This window comes from Alphaproteobacteria bacterium (assembly GCA_040216735.1).
Taxonomy (GTDB): Bacteria; Pseudomonadota; Alphaproteobacteria; order SHVP01; family SHVP01; genus CALJDF01.
Map to the genome: position 1 here is coordinate 153,748 of JAVJOO010000004.1, position 17,846 is coordinate 171,593.

A 17,846-nucleotide genomic window follows, 5' to 3' on the forward strand; every position below is an offset into this window, starting at 1 on the left:
CTTGTCCAACGAAACTGTGGGCTGCGGCGCAGCGTGGGCGCCGCCGATCAAGTCGATTGGATCGGTTGACCCGGGCGCATACACTCCTGCGCGTCCGCCGCGACCTTCCTATTTCCGTCCCGCTATCCAAGGATCACGCCCATGGCTACCAAGGTACTGCCGATCGCGCATTCGATTCTCGATTCGCCGGCGCTGCGCGATCTCATCGCCGACGCTTACGAGTTGCCGCAGCCCGTCCATTGCGAACTGCTGACTCGGGGTATGAACGATGTCTACCTCGTCCGCGGCGGTGAGACGACTTACGCCAGCCGGGTCTGGCGGGCAGGGTTCCGGAGCGAAGCGGATGTGGCGTACGAGACGGCCTTCTTGAACTTCCTCGATGCGGCTGGCTTCCCCGTTCCCGAAGCGGTGCCGACCCGCGCCGGTACCCTCTATGTGCCGCTTCTGGCCCCCGAGGGTCAGCGCCACCTATCGCTGTTTCGTTGGGTCGCCGGTACGCCGTTCGCGGAGGACCCGGACCCGGCGATCGCGCACCGCCTGGGGGCCCTTTTTGGGCGCTTGCACCTGGCCGCCAAGGGATTCGCGCCGAAAGCCGTGCGTCAGATCGACAGTGCGGGCCAGCTCCGTCGTGGACTTCCCGCGCTACAACGCATGGTGGCCCACCGCGAAGGCGATAGCGCGTGGTACGCGCGCGCGGTAGAGGCGATGGCCACTGCGTTGAAAAAGCTTCCCGAAAAGGACGCACCGAAGGGGCCGAGTCACGGCGACTTCCATTGCCACAACGCCTTCATCGAAAACGACGAGATCACACTGCTCGATTTCGACAACTGCGGTGTCGACCATTGGGCCGCGGAGATCGTCAGCTTCACCTGGGCCAACGATTACATCGGCGGCTTCGACCCAGCCGTCAACGAATCGTTCGTCGCGGGCTACGAGAGCGAACGACCGATGGGGGCGGCCGAACGCGCGCTGCTTCCTCTATTCTATGCGGCCAAAGAGCTGCGCTTCTTGATCGGTTTTGCAAACAACGTGAACGCCGTCGGCCACACGCCGCTGCTCAATCCCGACTTGGATTGGTTTGCCGAGCGCACCCGCCGCCACATCGGCGCTCTGGGCATTCTTTAACCGGCGCGGATGATCGCCGAGACCGACCCGCCGCAGCCCGCGGCGCACGATAGCCCCTACCGCTGGGTCGTTCTGAGTGGAATCTGGTTGATCTATTTTTCCTTCGGTCTCCAGATCAATGCACTGGCGCCCCTGGTCGGTCCGATCAGCGTCGATCTTGGCCTCAGTTACTCGGCGATGGGGACGGTTCTGAGCGCGTGGCCGCTCTTTTATGTTTTCGCCTCCATCCCGTGCGGCGCGCTGGTCGATCGGATCGGGACGCGGCGCGCGCTCCTCATCGCGGCAGCGGTGATGTCGGCCTCGGCGCTCGCCCGCGTCGCTGCTGTCGATTTCTGGAGCCTATTTTTCGCGATCGCCCTCTTCGGTATCGGCGGTCCGTTGCTCTCGATCACGGCACCCAAAGCAGTCGCTAAGTGGTTCGTCGGACGCGAGCGCGGCTTGGCGATGGGGATCTACTTCACCGGCGTATCGATTGGCAGTGTCGCCGCCCTCGCTTTGTCGAACACTGTCTTGATGCCGCTCGCCGACGGTAACTGGCGGCTGGTGCTCTTTTTCTACGCGGCGATTACGGGGGTGGGCGGCGCGTACTGGTATGCCATTTCGCGCCGTAAAACGTTCCGCCGCGCGGATACCGGCGCGGACGAGGCGGGCAGGGGCACCGTGCGCCAACAAATCGCGGTATTCGGCTATCTGCTACGTATCCCCGCGGTAGTGCTCATTCTGTTGATGAGTATGGGCATGTTCTATTTCTACGATTCCACCACGAATTGGTTGCCCGAAATTCTCATCGCCCATGGATTGGCGCCGGGGCAGGCCGGCCTCTGGGCCGCAGCGCCGGTCGCGGTTGGGGTCGCCGCGTCTTTGCTCATTCCCCGCCTAGCGACGCCCGAGCGGCGCGGCGTCATTCTGTTGATGCTGTTCGTGTGTGTTGGGTTGGGGGCGGTGCTTCTGCTGTCGTCGAACCCGATCGCACTGGGCGGCGCATTTATCGGCCACGGGATCGCGCGCGGCGCCCTGATGACTGTCGCCCTAATGATGCTCATGGAAACCAAGGGTATTGCCGCCCATCAAATCGGTGCGGCGGGCGGGCTCTTCTTTACGGCGGCCGAGATCGGCGGCGTCTTCGGGCCATTGAGCTTTGGCGTTCTCTTCGATATCACCGGGACGTTTGCGGCACCCCTTTTCGTCCTGACAGGGGTTAGTGTCGCGCTTATCATCTTGCTCGGCCTACATCGGCGCGCGGTCGAACGCGACGCACCGCATGTCGCCGCGGTAACCTAAGGAATGACGGTTCTGACCAGTACACCCAGCGACGCCCGCGTGATCGATCCGGCCGGACACCCGTTTCGTTGGGCCATGCTGGGGGGCGTCTGGTTAATCTATTTTTCGTTCGGATTGCTATCGGCATCGATGGCGCCGCTCGTCGCGCGCATCACGGCGGATCTCGAGATCAGTCACACCGCGATGGGCAGCATCCTGGGAGCATGGCCCCTGGTGTATATCGTTGTGGCAATCCCATGCGGTGCGTTCGTCGACCGGGTTGGCCTGAAATGGTCGTTGTTCCTGGCTGCGTTGATCATGGCGACGTCGGGGGGACTGCGTGCAGTCGCACCCGATTTCTGGACCATGTTCCTCGCGGTCGGAATTTTCGGGATCGGGGGCCCGCTGATTTCCATCGGTGCGCCGAAGGCGATTGCGCAATGGTTCAAAGGCCCCGAACGCGGCCTCGCGATGGGCATCTATATCACCGGCCCTGCGCTCGGCAGTGTCCTGTCGCTCTCGTTGACCAATAGTGTGCTGCTGCCGTTGGTGGGCGGTGAATGGCGTTCGGTCCTACTGGTTCATGCCGGCTTGGTGGTCGCCGCTGGATTCGCATGGCTGCTCGTGGCGATGAACCCGATCAACCGCGCCGTCGAGGCCACGCACCGGCGCCGTGGCTCGATGGGCGAGCAGATCGCGGTCTTCGGTACGCTGCTGCGGATTCCGTCTGTCGTACTCGTGCTGATGATGAGCGTTGGGATATTTTTCTTCTATCACGGCATGGGAAACTGGCTGCCCGAGTTGCTGCGGCACGGTGGCATGGCGCCCTCGGCGGCGGGTCTCTGGGCCTCGTTACCCGTGATCGTCGGGATCGTCGGGTCGCTGGTGGTACCGCGCTTGGCCACACCGGGCCGCCGGTTCGCGATTCTGCTGATTTTGTTCGTCAGCATCGCCCTCGGCGCGATCCTACTGTTCAGCCCGGCGATGCCGAGCATCGTCGCCTCGCTCATCGTGCAGGGGCTGGGGCGCGGTTCTTTGATGGCCGTGGCGATGCTCATCTTGATGGAGACCCGCGGCGTGGAGGCCCAACATATGGGCGCGGCAGGTGGTCTGTTTTTCTCGGCTGCCGAGATCGGCGGCGTCCTTGGGCCGCTTACGATCGGCATGGTTTCGGACCTTACCGGTGGGTTCGACGGCGCCCTGTGGATGATGATCGCGATCAGCGGCGCCCTGGTGCTGCTGCTGTTCGCCCATCGCGCAGCCGAACGCCGGGCGGCTCTCCTGGCCGGTGCGAATTGACGTTTACTTGGTGAAGTGCGGGTTAAGAATCACGCCAAACGGGTTGCCGAATGGGTCGAACACGGCCGCCACGACGATGCCGCCGCCGACATCGTGCGGGGGTTCCAGCGCGGTTGCTCCCAAACCCAGTAATCGCTGATAGGCGGCTTCGGCGTCGCCGACGCCCCAATAACAAAGCATCGTCGGTGTCGCCGGCGGCGCAGTCTCAGCGGGCATCAAGCCAAGCTCGTAGCCCGACACACTGAAGCCGACATAAAAGGATTCGTCGAACGAGGGTGGAGAGCCGAGAACCTCGGTGTACCACGCCTTTGCAGCGTCCAAATCGGCGACCCGGTAAATGCATGTTTGAAGGTTGAGGAACGGACTTGTCGCGTCGGTCATGGGAACCCTCCTTCGGTGCGGCATCAGTGTAGCGCGCCCCGCCCTTGCGCGCTGTCGGCACTATGCCAGCATTGCGTCGGGGGCGGCGCCGGGTAGGATGATGAGATACAGGGGAGGAACGATGAACCAACACGTTATTCCGGCGGCCCATACCATTCTTGACGCCGTCGCGTTGGGCGAAGCGATCAACGCCCACTATGGATTGGGCACCCCATTCGTTTGCGAACTGCTGCACCGAGGGATGAACGATTTTTACCTCGTCCGTGCAGCCGGAAAAAAGTATGTGGCGCAGGTTTGGCGACCGGGTACGACGCCTGTCGACAAGGTCGACTACCAAATGGATTTTATGCTGCACCTAGATGCGGGGGGGATTCCTCTGCCGGTACCGCAGCGCGGAGCGGACGGATCGGGTCACTTGATCGTCGCTGGTCCCGAAGGCGAGCGCCCCGTCGCTCTATTTCGGTTCGTCGAAGGTAAGGCGTTCTCGTCGGACCCGACCGCGTCGGTGTCGCGCAAGATGGGCGTGATCTTCGGTCAGATTCATAAACTTTCGGAAGGCTGGGACCGGACGAAAGAGGCGCGCTTGATCGACCGCGAAAAGGGAATTGCGAGTTCCTTTCCCTACCTTGAAAAACTGGCCGCCCATCGCCCCGACGACCTCGCCTACTACCGCGAGGTGGCCGACGCGGTGACGGCGGGGTACCGCACGGTGAGGACGGCGGGGAACGTACCGTCGGGCGCTATCCATGGCGATTTCCATATCCACAATGCGTTCGTGCGGGCGAATGACGACGTAACCATCATGGATTTCGATGCCTGCGGCCTGGATTATTTCGCCCAGGAACTCATGAGCTACCGTTGGTCGATCGAGAAGAACGATTTGCCGATGTCGCTGTGGGAGGTGTTCTTGGAGGGGTACGAGACGGTGCGGCCGCTCTCCGATCTCGAGCGCAGCCATATCCCGCTGTTCCTGGTCGGCAAGGAGTTTCAGTACCTGTGCGGCTTTTCACGCGCGGTCAACGCGATCGGCCATGTCGCGTTCCATTTTCCAGGCTTCGACTGGTTCGCCGAAAGCGTGCGCCGCCATGTCGACGACGCCAAACTGCTTTAGGGACTCTGCACCGCGAAAAAGCGATTTGCGTCCAAGGAATTCGACAACGGCCCTGGGCCAATGGGGCCGATTGCTGTTAGAACACCGCTACTAGCGCCCCTTCAGTTCCCTAAGCGAGTCCGCCGTTGCCGACGCCCTTAGCTATCTTGCCCGTATCCGCCTTGCTACTCGGCGTGACCGGGCTCGTGGTCGGGACCGGCGTGTTGGGTGTGCTTCTGCCCCTGCGTGGTGTTGCCGAAGGATTCTCTACCTATGGCGTCGCCGTGATGGGCGGCGGTTACTTCCTTGGGTTCATCGCGGGATGTTTGCTGACGCCGAGGCTGGTCGAGCGCGTTGGCCACATTCGGCTTTTTGCCTCATTGGCGGCGATTTGCGCGGCGACCGTGCTGGTCCATGCGCTGGCGGTCAACCTGCCGGTCTGGATCGCCGCTCGTATGGTAACCGGTTTCGCCGTCGCGGGTCTCTACATCGTCATAGAAAGCTGGCTCAACCATCAAGCGACGAACGAGACCCGCGGACGGCTCTTCGCGGTCTACATGGTCGTGAATTTCGTTGCGCTGATGACGGGCCAGTTGCTGATGGTGGTGATGGAAGTCGGGGCGGTGACGCCGTTCCTCGTAACCTGCCTGGCCGTGTGCCTTTCGCTGGTGCCGGTAGCGTTGTCGCGGACGACGGCCCCCGTGGCGGAACCGACCGAACCGTTGAGCCTTCTCGCGCTCTATCGAATTTCGCCGCTCGGCACTGTGGGGTGCGTGCTTGTCGGCATCGCGAACGGCTCATTCTGGTCGCTCGGACCGGTCTTCGGCGCCGAGCAGCTCGGATCGACGGCGCTTGCCGCCGTCTTTGTCAGCGTCTTCGTTTTAGGCGGGGCGGTTGGCCAGTGGCCGATCGGGCGCCTGTCGGACCGTTGGGACCGTCGCAAAGCCATCGTCGTAACCTGCCTGGCGGCGGGTTTGGGCGGCGTACTGATGGTCGTTTGGCCAGGCGGTTCCTTGGCGACGCTGGTCTGGGGCGGGGTGACCGGCGTCTTCATGCTGTCGATCTACTCGCTGTGCGTTGCGCACACCAACGATCACGTTCAAAGCAAAGACTTCGTCGCGGCGAGCAGCGGGCTCTTGCTCTACTACGGACTGGGCGCTGTGAGCGGCCCAATCTTGGCTGCCGCGTTGATGTCCGAACTTGGGCCGCGCTTTTTGTTCCTGTGGACGGCTGTAGCCCACCTCGCGTTGGCGGGGTTTGCGATGTACCGCATGGGCCGCCGCGGCCCGGTCGCGGCGACCGATCGCGAGGACTTTGTACCGATGTTGCGGCCCGTGCCGGTCGCTACCGACATGGATCCGCGGGCGCCCACCGACTCTGCACCCTAGCGCCGAAAAAGCCCGCCGCCGCCTGTTGCCTGCCGTCCAAGCCGCCTAAACTGAGGTCATGTCCACTCCGCCCAAGCAAGAAGTCCACGTCAACGGACTGTTCCAGACCCCGGTCTTGGCGACGGTCCTGCCCGATAGCGTGACGCTCAGCCCGGCCCTCGAAAAAATCGTCCTGGCGCGCGAGAAATCCCATCCCTCGACCCAGCACAGCAACTTGGGCGGTTGGCAATCAGACACCGAGTTCTTGTCATGGGGCGGCCCCACCGCGGCATCGCTCGTCGGCCAAGCCCGCGCCTTGGTCGACCGGTTGACTGCCGATCGACATGGCCGGGCCGTGAAGGTCGACTGGCACATCAACGCGTGGGCCAACGTCAACCGCCTGCACCATGGCAACGAGTACCATACCCATGCCGGCTGTTTTTGGTCGGCGGTCTACTACGTCGCCGACGGCGGGATCGCCGACGACCCGGCCCTTGGCGGTCAGCTTGAGTTCGCCGATCCGCGCGGTGTCGGACCGGCGATGCACGCACCGCTGCTCGCGTTTAGTTTTCCCGGCGGGCAATCCCTCGGGGCATCCGAGTCGATCACGCCGCGAAGCGGCATGATGGTGATCTTCCCGTCCTTCCTTAGTCACGGGGTCCGGCCTTACCTTGGGAAGAGCGTCCGGATATCGATCGCCATCAACTTCTCTGCGACGCCGGCCCTAAATCCCTTGCTCGCTTAACGCGCAACGCGCCAAATCGCGCACACCGCCTGAACCCGAGGACCCTCGATATGCCGCTGCCTGTCGTTGCGATTGCCTTCAACCCCGAGGATGAACGCGTCCGCCGGGAATTCGACGATGGACTGGCCGGGAAAGCCGGTGTGGTGTTCCTGCCCTCGCTCGAAGACGCCGCGCGCATCGATGCGTTTACGTCGGCAAAGGCCGTTGTGGTGCGCGGATTCAAATCGGATTTGAGCTGGATCGATCCGAAGCTGATTGTGGGCAAGCTTATTCAGACGATGATCGCCGGCGTCGATCAGCTCCCCTTCGATAGCCTGCCGCCCGGCGCGATGGTCGCCCACAACGGCGGCGCTTTCGCGCCGCAGATGGCCGAGCACATCGTTGGAATGATTTTGGCGGCCAAAAAGGATCTACTGGGCCGGCACCAGGCACTGGCGCGTGGCGCGTGGATGCAAGCCGACGGGACCCGTGAACTGCGCGGGGACACTTGTCTGATTGTCGGGTTCGGCGGGATCGGCAAGGCAACGGCGAAACTTCTGCGTGCTTTCGACGTTCGGATCGAGGCAGTCAATCGCAGCGGGCGAACCGACGAGCCGGTCGATACGATCGGAACGCTCGCGTCGTTGAACGAGCTGCTCCCGCGGGCCGATATCATTGTGCTCTCCCTTGGTCTGAACGCGCAGTCGCGGGACTTGATCGATCGCGAGGCCCTGGCATCGATGAAACGCGATGCAACGCTGGTCAACGTCGCCCGCGGCGCGGTGATCGATGAGGCGGCGCTCTTTGAGCACCTCCAGGCAAACCCATCCTTCTACGCCTGCATCGACACCTGGTGGGGGGAACCGTATCCCGACCGCAAATTCAGCGCGGCCTATCCGTTTATCGATTTGCCGAACGTGATCGGCTCGCCGCATAACTCGGCCACGACCGGTACCTATTTCGTCAACGCTGCCCGTCATGCGGTTGCCAACGTCTGCCGCTACCTGGAAACCGGTACCGCAGAGCGCCTTGTCACCGAGGCCGATCGCCCCTGAACCCGGCATTTCCGACGCTGGATGCGCGACCCAGTTAGAAATAGCGGGGCCAAGGCTGGGGAAAGGACGCGCGCCGTGACGACGGTCACAGCCAACTCCCGAAACCCGTGGAATACTGCGGCATTGAGTAACCACGACGCGTAGTAAATTTTGTAAGGCGGTCCCCCCGCTGGCCCTGGAGGGGGACCGCCCTTTACCCCTGGGCCCTAAATGACAGTATCCTGCGACGGGCCGACACGCGTCGTTTAAGGGGATTGGAACTGTCGACTTCAAACGCTGGCCAAGACCGACCGAAGCTCACCGAGCGGCTGAACCGCGCGATGTCCAACGTCCCCACTCGACTCGGCGTCTGGCCCAGTGCGGTGCTGGCAAGCGTCTTGTTCACCCTCGTTCTGAATGCAGTAGCGCTTCTCTCCTTCTGGGTATTCGATCTTCCCGGATATAGGGAACGACCGGCGAATGGCGTCTTTCTCGCCATTATTCCGTTGGTTGTGGCCGTGCCGATTTGGTTGGCGGTATTCGCGGCGTTGGATCGGGCGAGACGCGCGGAACTTAGGGCCCGCGACAATGAAGCGAAGTTTCGGGACCTCGCCGAGGGGTCGGTCCAAGGCATTTGTATTCAACGCAATTTCGAGCCGCTCTATTGCAACCGGGCCTTTGCCGACATCTTTGGCTTTGGATCGGTGGCCGAAGCGCTCGAATCCGGCACGATGAGTTGGATGTTGCCCGAGGCGGCACGCACGGCGGCGCTCGAACGATCAAAAGAAAGCCGTCAACTCGGTCGTGCCCGCGAGGCCATACACCCGGCGTTCCGTAAAGACGGGAGCGAAGTGTGGGTCGAAAGTCATATCCAGCATGTCATTTGGGACGGGGTCGAGGCGGTTCAACTGACCGTCCTCGACGTCAGCGAACGCCGACAGATCGAGCGAATGAAGAACGAATTCGTTTCGACGGTCAGTCACGAATTGCGGACGCCATTAACCTCCATCAAAGGCGCCCTTGGCCTCCTCGAATCGGGCATGGTCGGACACATTTCCGAACGAGCCCAGGAAATCGTCACGATCGCCGCGAACAACAGCGACCGGCTCATTCGATTGATCAACGATATTCTCGACATTGAGCGTATCGAAGCCGGTCGCTCTTCGCTCCGCAGAGAATCCGTTGACCTCATCTCGTTGGTTCGGCTGGCGGTAGATCAGTCTATTGGATTAGCGCATGGCGAAGGGGTCAGCCTCTCGGTGCTCGACACACATACCCCTGTTCATGCCGAGGGCGACCGGGACCAACTCTTGCAGGTCTTGGTGAATCTTCTCGCGAATGCGATCAAGTTCTCGCCCCGCGGCACGGATGTGGTCGTGCGTGTCGTTTCTGCCGAAACGTCGGTGCGCGTCTCTGTGACCGACCGCGGTCCGGGCATCTCGGAGGAGTTTCGGCCGCATCTATTCGAGAAATTTTCCCAAGCCGATGCGTCGACTGCGCGCAAACACGGCGGCACCGGCCTTGGTCTCCACATCTGCAAACTCATCGTCGATCGTCATCGCGGCACGATTGGGTACCAGCCGGCCCCAGGTGGAGGATCGATCTTCTACTTCGACATTCCCAAGACGATCGCCGCGACAAGCCCAAAGCGCCTCGCGGCCGAGTAGGGCGGTGCCGGTTTGGCCGAGTGGCGCGGCGATCCCCCGCGTCGTAGGTGGAGCTTTCAGGTTGTTCGGCCTTTTTAGGGGGCGGAGATGACTCCCGACGAGGCGTTTGCGGAAGGAATCAAAGCGCTGCGACAAGGGTCGCCTGGCCGCGCCGAATCGGTGTTCCGCGATATCTTGAAGGTGGCCCCGGATCACGCGCCGAGCATCCATTTTCTCGGCGTCGTATTGTTCCAGGGCGGCCAACGCGACGAGGCGCTGAAAATGATGACGCGCTCAATTGCTTTGCGGCCGAAAGAGGCGTCGTTTCACCAGAACCTCGGCGGCGCGTTGCGCGACCTCGGCCGCTATGACGAAGCACTACCGGTTCTGCGCCGCGCGCTTGACCTATCGCCTAACGATGCGACGGCGGCGGCCAATGTCGCCACGGTGCTGCACCGGCTTGGACAGCGCGGCGAAGCGGTAAACGCGGGGCAACACGCCTTGGCGATGAAGGATCGTCAGGCTGTCGCCCGCGCGGGGGTGGTTCCCCTTCGGGCGGACGCAATAGTGGTTCCACCGTTCCGAGCCGATGCGCCGGCACGCAATGTCATCGCTTTCTCGCTGTGGGGGAGCGGCGGAGAATATCTTGCTGGCGCGCTCGAAAACGCCGAGCTCGTCGGTACCGTCTACCCCGGTTGGACCGCGCGATTCTATGTCGATTCCACGGTTCCACAGCCTGTCGTCGGCGTTCTGAAGAAACTTGGCGCCGAGATCGTCGTCCGGCCGAAACCGCCACAGGCGGCGCGGGGGGCATTCTGGCGCTTCGAGGCAGCGAACGATCCGACCATCGACCGATTTTTGTGCCGTGACTGCGACGCCCGGCTCAACGCGCGCGAGGCGGCAGCCGTCGCCGAGTGGATCGACGAGGGGAGCGCTTTCCATGTCATGCGGGACAGCCCGGCCCATATCGAACTTGTCCTCGCGGGGATGTGGGGCGGCGTTGCCGGCGTTCTGCCGGCGCTGGGTCCGATGATCGAGGCCCAAATGACGCAGTACGGCGGCCGCTGGGCCGATCAGGTTTTCCTCCGTCAGGAAATCTGGCCTCGTATCCGTCCGGTCGCTCTCGCCCACGATTCGGTCTTTCAGATCGCGCGGTCGCGACCGTTTCCCAAGGGCGCAGACCTCGCGGCCGGTCGACATGTCGGTGGCGCAGTCCTGGCGGGTCGCCGCGGTAGCCTTTGAACGTCGGGCACGTCCGTCACCCGGTGGGCGGCCATTTGCCTTGGTTTCGCCCGGTTGCTGTCACCCACTCGTCATGAACCTCCTGTACTGGAAGGCGGATGATGAAGCGGGACGCCTGTACCGAATTGAGGCGGCGCCCATACAAGAGTTGGAAACGATGTATCACACGACACGCGACAAACTGGTTCCCTTGGACGTGCGACTGCCGGAGGCCGTTATCGCGCGGCTGGAGGCGACCGCCTACCGCGAGGGCGTGCGGCTCTCGGATATGATCCAAACGATAATCGAAACGGGGCTGGATACGCACAACGGACAGGAGATCCGCCGCGCCGCTTAACCCGTGACAAATCCGCGGCGCGGCTTCTGACCTATCCGCGGTCAGGTCGCCGGTTACTCTGCGGCCTGCCGGTTGGCCGGGTTGCGGGGATCCTCGGTCCACGGGGTATAGGGGCGTCCGTTATCGACACGTACCATCGTGATGCAGTTATCTACCGGACAGACCAACATACATAGATTGCAGCCCACGCATTCCGCATCGACCACTTCGTAGCGCCGAACGCCGTTACTGCGCGCGGTAATCGCTTGGTGCGCCGTATCCTCACAGGCGATGTGGCACAGCCCGCACTTAATGCATGCATCCTGGTCGATCCGCGCGACAATCTCGTAGTTGATGTCGAGGTTTTCCCACCGAACGTAGTTCTCGACGGCGCGTCCGCGCACATCGTCGATCGTGCGGTAGCCCTTCGAATCCATCCAATTCGACAAGCCGTCGATCATGTCTTCGACGATCTTGAACCCTTGATGCATGGCCGCGGTGCAGACTTGAACGGTCCCGGCACCCATTGCGATATGTTCGGCGGCGTCGCGCCACGTTGAAATACCGCCGATTCCTGAAATCGGCAAACCCGATCCGAACTCGCGGGCGATGTCGCCGATCATGCGCAGGGCGATCGGCTTGACCGCTGGGCCACAATAGCCGCCGTGACTCCCCTTGCCGTTGACCTCGGGTAGCGGCGACATCGTATCGAGATCGACACCGATGACGGAGGCCACGGTATTGATGAGCGAAACGGCGTCGGCCTTGCCATCTACCGCCGCCTGGGCGGGGAACAGGACGTCGTTGACGTTTGGCGTCAGCTTCACGATCACCGGTAAACGGGTGTGCTTCTTGGCCCACTCGGTGACCATCGTGACGTATTCGGGCACCTGGCCGACTGCGGCGCCCATGCCGCGTTCGGACATGCCGTGTGGACAGCCGAAATTCAGCTCCACGCCGTCGCAACCGGTGTCCTCCACCTGGCGGAGAATGGTTTCCCACGCGGGTTCCTCGCACGGGACCATCAGCGACACGACGATAGCCCGATCCGGCCACCGTTTTTTCACGTCTTTGATTTCCTGCAGGTTCACCGCGACCGGGCGGTCGCTGATCAGTTCGATGTTGGTAAATCCGGCAACCCGCGTGCCGTTGTAGCCGTTGGCGCCGTAGCGCGACGACACGTTCACGACCGGTTCGCCGACCGTCTTCCAAACCACGCCGCCCCAACCGGCTTCGAAGGCGCGTTCGACGTTATAGGCTTTGTCGGTTGGGGGGCCCGAGGCGAGCCAAAAAGGATTGGGCGATTTGATCCCGGCAAAGTTTGCGCGCAGGTCGGCCATGGTGGGTTCCTCTCTCGTTCAGCCGCGCAGGTCGCCGTCGATGGCGCGCGCGGCAATCTTACCGTCCTCGACGGCCTGTACCGTCAGATCTTTTCCGTCGATGCAATCGCCCCCGGCGTAGACGCCCTTGAGCGACGTGCGCCCCATTGCATCGGTAACGATGCGGCCGCCGCGTACGTCGAGGGGCTCCTTCGCACCTCCCTGAACGGGGTCGGCGACCAGAACCTGGCCCACCGCGGTCAACGCCATGTCGGCGGGGACCAGATAGGTCTCGCCGGTGCCTTCGATTCTGCCACCTGTCATGCGGGTGCGTTCGAACTCGACGCCGGTTAGGCCGCCGCCCGAGCCGACGAACCGTACAGGCTTGGACCAATATTTGATCTTCACTCCGTCGGTTTGCGCGAATTCCTGCTCGTGGTCTGTGGCGCCCATTTCGTCCGGGCCGCGGCGATAGATCATCGTGACATCGTCGGCACCGAGGCGGCGGCTCTGGATCGCCGCGTCGATCGCCGTGTTGCCGCCGCCAATGACAACGACCCGGCGACCGACGGCAAGCGCGGCGAGATCGGGGGCCTGCCGCAGCCGTGCAATGAAATCGACAGCCGGTTCGACGCCATCGAGGTCCTCGCCGGCGATCTCGATGGCGCGCACCCCCGTTTGGCCGATGCCCAGGAACACCGCATCGTAGTCGCGCCGCAGTCCCTCCAATGTCAGGTCTTTGCCGAGGGTCTTGCCGGTCTCGATCGAGATCCCGCCGATCCCAAGAATGAAATCGATCTCCCTTTGGGCGAAGCCGCCAACCACCTTGTAGGCCGCAATGCCGTATTCGTTCAGGCCGCCCGGCTTGTCGCGGGCATCGTACACGGTGACGGCGTGGCCGAGCCGGGCCAACCGGTGGGCGCATGACAGGCCGGCAGGGCCGGCACCAACGACGGCGACCTTCTTCCCGGTGGCTGCGGTGCGCGCGAACGGCTGTTCGCCGGTTTCGAAAAATAGATCGGTGGCGTAGCGCTGCAGCAAACCTATCGCGACGGGTTTGGTTTCTTGGGCGTCGCGCACGCAGGCTTCTTCGCACAGTTCCTCAACCGGACAAACCCGCGCACAGGCGCCGCCGAAAATGTTGGGTTCGAGAATATCGAGCGCTGCGCCGCGGATATTGTCCGTCGATATCTTGCGAATGAAGGATGGAATATCGATCCCGGTGGGGCAGGCTTCGACGCAGGGCGCGTCGTAGCAAAAGTAGCACCGGCTGGCCTCGATCAAGGCCCGCCGGCGGTCGAGAGGAACCCTGGCGTCGGTCTCGAACCCAGCGGCATAGGCTGCCGCATCGAGGCGTCCAGCGGCGATGTCACGTTGTTCTGCCATGGTTCCCTACCGACCAAAACGCAATACCAGCATGTTGCGGGTCGGCAATGCCAGTCAAAAAGGTGGCAATACCCCGTGCATGGTCCCTTCGAGGCAGTCGCTCCGCCGGTTAGATGCGCGCAATCCCGTTGCGTGCGGGCGCCGGAGTGCTATACCCGAGCGATCTTTCTCGACGGGGATGATCGATGAAACTCTTGAGCTACCGGCATAACGGCAACGATACCTATGGCGTGGCGCTCGACGACGGGGTTGCCGACCTTGGCCGCGAGTTCGCCGATCATTGGTCCAGCCTCGGCGATGCGATCGCCGACGGTGGATTGGACGATTTGATGCGGGCCGGCGCGGGCAAGTCCGCCGAAGTGCCCTACGCCGAGGTCGAGCATCTACCGACAATCGTCGCGCCGCCCAAAATCATTTGCGTTGGGCTGAATTACAAGACGCATATCGAGGAAATGGGGCGCGACGCCCCGGCCTACCCCATGCTGTTCGCGCGCTACGCCGATTCCCAGGTTGGGCACGAGCAACCGATGGTACGGCCCAAGGTCTCCGAACAGTTCGACTTCGAAGGCGAGCTTGCCTTTGTGATCGGGCGCTCTGGCCGGCACATCGCGGCCAAGAACGCGCTCGACTATATCGCTGGTTACACCTGCTTCAACGACGGCTCGATCCGCGACTATCAACGTCACACGACGCAGTTCATGCCGGGGAAGACCTTCTGGCATTCCGGGGCTATCGGGCCATGGATGGTCACCGCGGACGCCATACCCGATCCCACCGCGCTGTCCCTCACAACCCGGCTCAACGGGACCGTTATGCAAGAGGCGCGGACCGACGATCTGCTATTCGATATCCCGACCCTCATCGAATATCTCTCCAAGGTCGCCCCCCTGGTGCCGGGAACGGTGGTCGCCACCGGTACGACTGGCGGTGTCGGCGCCGGCCGCACGCCGCCGGTGTGGATGAAGCCGGGCGACGTCGTCGAAATCGATATCTCGGGGATCGGCGTCCTACGCAACCCCATCGTCGACGAGCGCTGAGTCGGTGAACCTGCCGCCGGTGTTCCAGCGACCGGCCCAAGAGGCCCGGTGTGCTATCCCTGGCGGCCTTTCGCTTCACTACCTCGATTGGCCCGGGGAGGGTGTGCCGGTCCTCCTCCTGCACGGCAACAAGTCCCATGCCCGGGTGTGGGACTTCGTTGTCGACGCGAGCGCGCTCGCGTCCCACCGATTCCTTGCACCAGACCTACGCGGTCATGGCCTGAGCGACGCGCCGCCCAGCGGCTACCGCATCGAAACGTTGGTGGACGACATCTGGGACTTTCTCGACGCGCTTTCTATTGATCGCGTGATTGTCGTCGGGACCGCAACAGGCGGCTACATGGCGTTGACTATGGCCGACGCACGGCCCGACATGGTTGCCGGGATTGCCGTCGTCGATTCGGGCATTTGGATCGACCCGAAGACGAACTTCGCCCCGCGCAAGCGGATCTACGCCGATCTGGAAACAGGACGGGCGGCGTTGGATCGCAGCGACCGATGGTCTGACGCGGCGAAGGATCACTACGCGCACCATTCGTTTCGACCGCTACGCAACCGGCAAGTCGAATACCGTCATTTTGAGCAAAGCGAGACCGCCGAAAGTCGCGCCGCCTTCGGTATCGAGGCCCTGTCCGTTGCGTGTCCCGCTCTACTGGTCCGCGGCGAACACTCGGATATCACATCCGCGGACGCGTTGGAGCGCTTGGCGGGTTACATCCCCCAGGCGACAACCACCGCCGTCGCCGACTCGGGCCACCATGTCCCCTTGGACAAACCGGCGGCATTCGCCAAAGTTGTCGATCACTTCGTCTTGACCTTGCGTTAACCGAATGGCGCAAAGAACGGTCGTGGTGGCGTCGGTTTCCCGCTAATGTAAGGCGCTAGTCAAAGGCGCCCCGGTTAGAGGGCGGCAGGTAGCAAGGGAAGCGACCGTGACGTCTGAGCCGCTACTTCGGGCCGAGGGAATTGAACTGAGCTTTGGCGGCGTGGCGGCGCTCAAACAAGTGTCGCTCGATGTTGCCGCCGGGGGCATCACCGCGCTGATCGGTCCAAACGGCGCCGGCAAAACTAGCCTGTTCAACGTCATTTCGGGGTTCCATCGCGCCGATGCCGGTCGCCTGGTTTTCGGCGGTAACGATTTCACCACGCTGGCGACTCACAAACGCGCAGCCCTCGGGATGGCGCGGACTTTCCAGAACATCGCGCTGTTTCCAGGGATGACGGTGCTCGACAACATCAAACTCGGCGCCCACACCCATTTGAAAACTGGCGTCCTCGCCGCGGGGTTGTTTTGGGGGCCGGCGCAGCGCGAGGAAACGGCGCTGCGGGCACGCATCGAACGCGACATCATCGATTTCCTCGAAATCGATCACATTCGCAAAACACCGGTGGCAATGTTGCCCTACGGTTTACAAAAACGTGTCGAGTTGGGCCGCGCGCTGGCGATGCAGCCCAAGCTGTTGCTATTGGACGAGCCGGTCGCGGGCATGAACCGCGAAGAGACCGAGGATATGGCGCGCTTCATCCTCGACCTACAAGAGGAGTGGGGGGTCACCGTTCTATTGGTCGAGCATGACATGAGCATGGTGATGGACATCTCCAACCATGTCGTCGTGCTGAACTTCGGTGAGAAAATCGCCGAGGGCCCGCCCGAACAAATTCAGAAAAACCCCGCCGTGATAGAGGCCTATCTCGGCGTTGCACAGGACGCAGCCTGATGAACCTCGCCTTCGTCATCGAGGACAGTATCACCGGCCTCATGACCGGTGGGGTCTATGCGCTTATCGCCGTCGGGATCGTCTTGGTGTTTCGCGCGACCAAGGTTTTCAACTTTGCCCACGGCACCGTCATGATGGTCGGTGCCTATTTCTATTACACCATCGCCCTGGTGCTGAACGATCTCGGGCTCGGGACGTGGGCGATCTATTTCATCGGCGTCCCGTTGACGTTGCTCGCCGCCGCACTGTTCGGCGCGGTCGTGGAGCGCATCGTCATGCGGCCGATGCTGGGGCAACATCCGTTCGCAAAGATCATGGTCACGATCGGTCTGATCTCCGTGCTGGAGGGCGGCGCGGCGGTAATTTGGTCGACCAATGCACAGTACCCGCCTGCGCTGGTCGGCTTGACCATGGATTTCGTTGCAGGATTGGCGGTTAACCGTCAGATGCTCGCAAGTTTCCTGATTGCGGGGCTGGTGTTTGCGTTGATCGCCATCCTGTTCCTCAAGTCTAAGGCGGGCGTGGCGATCCGCGCCACGGCATCGGACCAGTCCACGGCCTATGCGATGGGGATCAATGTTCCGCGCGTCTTCACCGTGACCTGGATGGTGGCCGCCGCCACGGGGGCGCTGGCCGGTATTCTGCTTGCACCGCTGAACAGCCTGACGCCGGTGTTGGGGCAGGTCGGATTAAGCGTCATTGCCGTGGTCATCTTGGGCGGCCTGGATTCGGTCATCGGCGTGTTGCTCGCGGCCTTTATCGTCGGATGGCTAGAGGCGATGGCCAATCACTTCCTCGGCGGCAACTTCAAGGAAATCGTGCCCTACGTTGTCGTTCTATTGATCATTCTTGTCCGTCCGCATGGCCTGCTCGGGACGCCCGACGTGGAGCGGGTCTAGTCC

17 protein-coding genes are annotated in these 17,846 nt (G+C 62.6%); 14 read left to right on the forward strand and 3 right to left on the reverse strand.

The features are described 5' to 3' along the window. The first annotated feature begins 141 nt into the window (after positions 1–141). The 3 genes from RID42_11095 to RID42_11105 are packed head-to-tail and all read left to right on the forward strand — an operon-like array spanning position 142 to position 3,684. Positions 142–1,125, forward strand: coding sequence for a phosphotransferase (locus RID42_11095; GenBank protein ID MEQ8248212.1), 984 nt, complete (start codon positions 142–144; stop codon positions 1,123–1,125). A gap of 9 nt (positions 1,126–1,134) precedes the next feature. Next, on the forward strand, positions 1,135–2,406 hold the full coding sequence (locus RID42_11100) for an MFS transporter (GenBank protein ID MEQ8248213.1): 1,272 nt from the start codon (positions 1,135–1,137) through the stop codon (positions 2,404–2,406). A gap of 3 nt (positions 2,407–2,409) precedes the next feature. Continuing rightward, complete coding sequence (locus RID42_11105; GenBank protein ID MEQ8248214.1) at positions 2,410–3,684, forward strand: MFS transporter; 1,275 nt, start codon at positions 2,410–2,412, stop codon at positions 3,682–3,684. A gap of 3 nt (positions 3,685–3,687) precedes the next feature. On the opposite strand, the gene RID42_11110 is transcribed toward RID42_11105, so the two are convergent. Further along, positions 3,688–4,065: a VOC family protein gene (locus tag RID42_11110; protein ID MEQ8248215.1), complete on the reverse strand. Its 378-nt coding sequence runs from the start codon at positions 4,063–4,065 to the stop codon at positions 3,688–3,690. A 121-nt stretch (positions 4,066–4,186) separates the two neighbouring features. On the opposite strand from RID42_11110, the gene RID42_11115 reads away from it, so the two are divergent. The 7 genes from RID42_11115 (at position 4,187) to RID42_11145 (ending at position 11,505) form a co-directional block, all read left to right on the forward strand. Beyond that, positions 4,187–5,176 carry a phosphotransferase gene (locus tag RID42_11115; GenBank protein MEQ8248216.1) on the forward strand — a complete coding sequence of 330 codons (990 nt, stop codon included), beginning with the start codon at positions 4,187–4,189 and terminating at the stop codon, positions 5,174–5,176. Between the two features lie 125 nt (positions 5,177–5,301). After that, on the forward strand, positions 5,302–6,543 hold the full coding sequence (locus RID42_11120; protein ID MEQ8248217.1) for an MFS transporter: 1,242 nt from the start codon (positions 5,302–5,304) through the stop codon (positions 6,541–6,543). A gap of 58 nt (positions 6,544–6,601) precedes the next feature. Then, the gene (locus RID42_11125) at positions 6,602–7,267 is read left to right on the forward strand and encodes a TIGR02466 family protein (GenBank protein MEQ8248218.1); all 666 of its coding nucleotides are present in this window, start codon (positions 6,602–6,604) and stop codon (positions 7,265–7,267) included. Between the two features lie 50 nt (positions 7,268–7,317). Continuing rightward, positions 7,318–8,301: a 2-hydroxyacid dehydrogenase gene (locus tag RID42_11130; protein MEQ8248219.1), complete on the forward strand. Its 984-nt coding sequence runs from the start codon at positions 7,318–7,320 to the stop codon at positions 8,299–8,301. A 320-nt stretch (positions 8,302–8,621) separates the two neighbouring features. Continuing rightward, positions 8,622–9,947, forward strand: coding sequence for an ATP-binding protein (locus RID42_11135; GenBank protein ID MEQ8248220.1), 1,326 nt, complete (start codon positions 8,622–8,624; stop codon positions 9,945–9,947). A gap of 87 nt (positions 9,948–10,034) precedes the next feature. Continuing rightward, positions 10,035–11,168, forward strand: coding sequence for a tetratricopeptide repeat protein (locus RID42_11140; GenBank protein MEQ8248221.1), 1,134 nt, complete (start codon positions 10,035–10,037; stop codon positions 11,166–11,168). A gap of 157 nt (positions 11,169–11,325) precedes the next feature. Further along, entirely contained in the window at positions 11,326–11,505 is a 180-nt protein-coding gene (locus RID42_11145; GenBank protein ID MEQ8248222.1) for a hypothetical protein, read from the forward strand. A 53-nt stretch (positions 11,506–11,558) separates the two neighbouring features. Here the strand turns inward: RID42_11145 and preA are convergent, their stop codons facing one another. Together preA and RID42_11155 are read right to left on the reverse strand one after the other, a co-directional pair. Next, entirely contained in the window at positions 11,559–12,824 is a 1,266-nt protein-coding gene (gene preA, locus RID42_11150; GenBank protein MEQ8248223.1) for an NAD-dependent dihydropyrimidine dehydrogenase subunit PreA, read from the reverse strand. A gap of 18 nt (positions 12,825–12,842) precedes the next feature. Beyond that, the gene (locus tag RID42_11155) at positions 12,843–14,189 is read right to left on the reverse strand and encodes an NAD(P)-dependent oxidoreductase (protein MEQ8248224.1); all 1,347 of its coding nucleotides are present in this window, start codon (positions 14,187–14,189) and stop codon (positions 12,843–12,845) included. A gap of 185 nt (positions 14,190–14,374) precedes the next feature. On the opposite strand from RID42_11155, the gene RID42_11160 reads away from it, so the two are divergent. From RID42_11160 to RID42_11175, 4 genes are all read left to right on the forward strand, one after another. Beyond that, positions 14,375–15,226 (forward strand): fumarylacetoacetate hydrolase family protein, encoded by an 852-nt coding sequence (locus RID42_11160; protein ID MEQ8248225.1) that lies wholly within the window; start codon positions 14,375–14,377, stop codon positions 15,224–15,226. A gap of 4 nt (positions 15,227–15,230) precedes the next feature. Next, the gene (locus RID42_11165) at positions 15,231–16,052 is read left to right on the forward strand and encodes an alpha/beta hydrolase (protein MEQ8248226.1); all 822 of its coding nucleotides are present in this window, start codon (positions 15,231–15,233) and stop codon (positions 16,050–16,052) included. Positions 16,053–16,158: 106 nt separating this feature from the next. Then, on the forward strand, positions 16,159–16,944 hold the full coding sequence (locus tag RID42_11170) for an ABC transporter ATP-binding protein (GenBank protein ID MEQ8248227.1): 786 nt from the start codon (positions 16,159–16,161) through the stop codon (positions 16,942–16,944). Next, positions 16,944–17,843, forward strand: a complete 900-nt coding sequence (locus RID42_11175) for a branched-chain amino acid ABC transporter permease (protein ID MEQ8248228.1) — start codon at positions 16,944–16,946, stop codon at positions 17,841–17,843. The genes RID42_11170 and RID42_11175 overlap by 1 nt, the downstream gene beginning before the upstream one ends. Positions 17,844–17,846 lie beyond the last annotated feature (3 nt).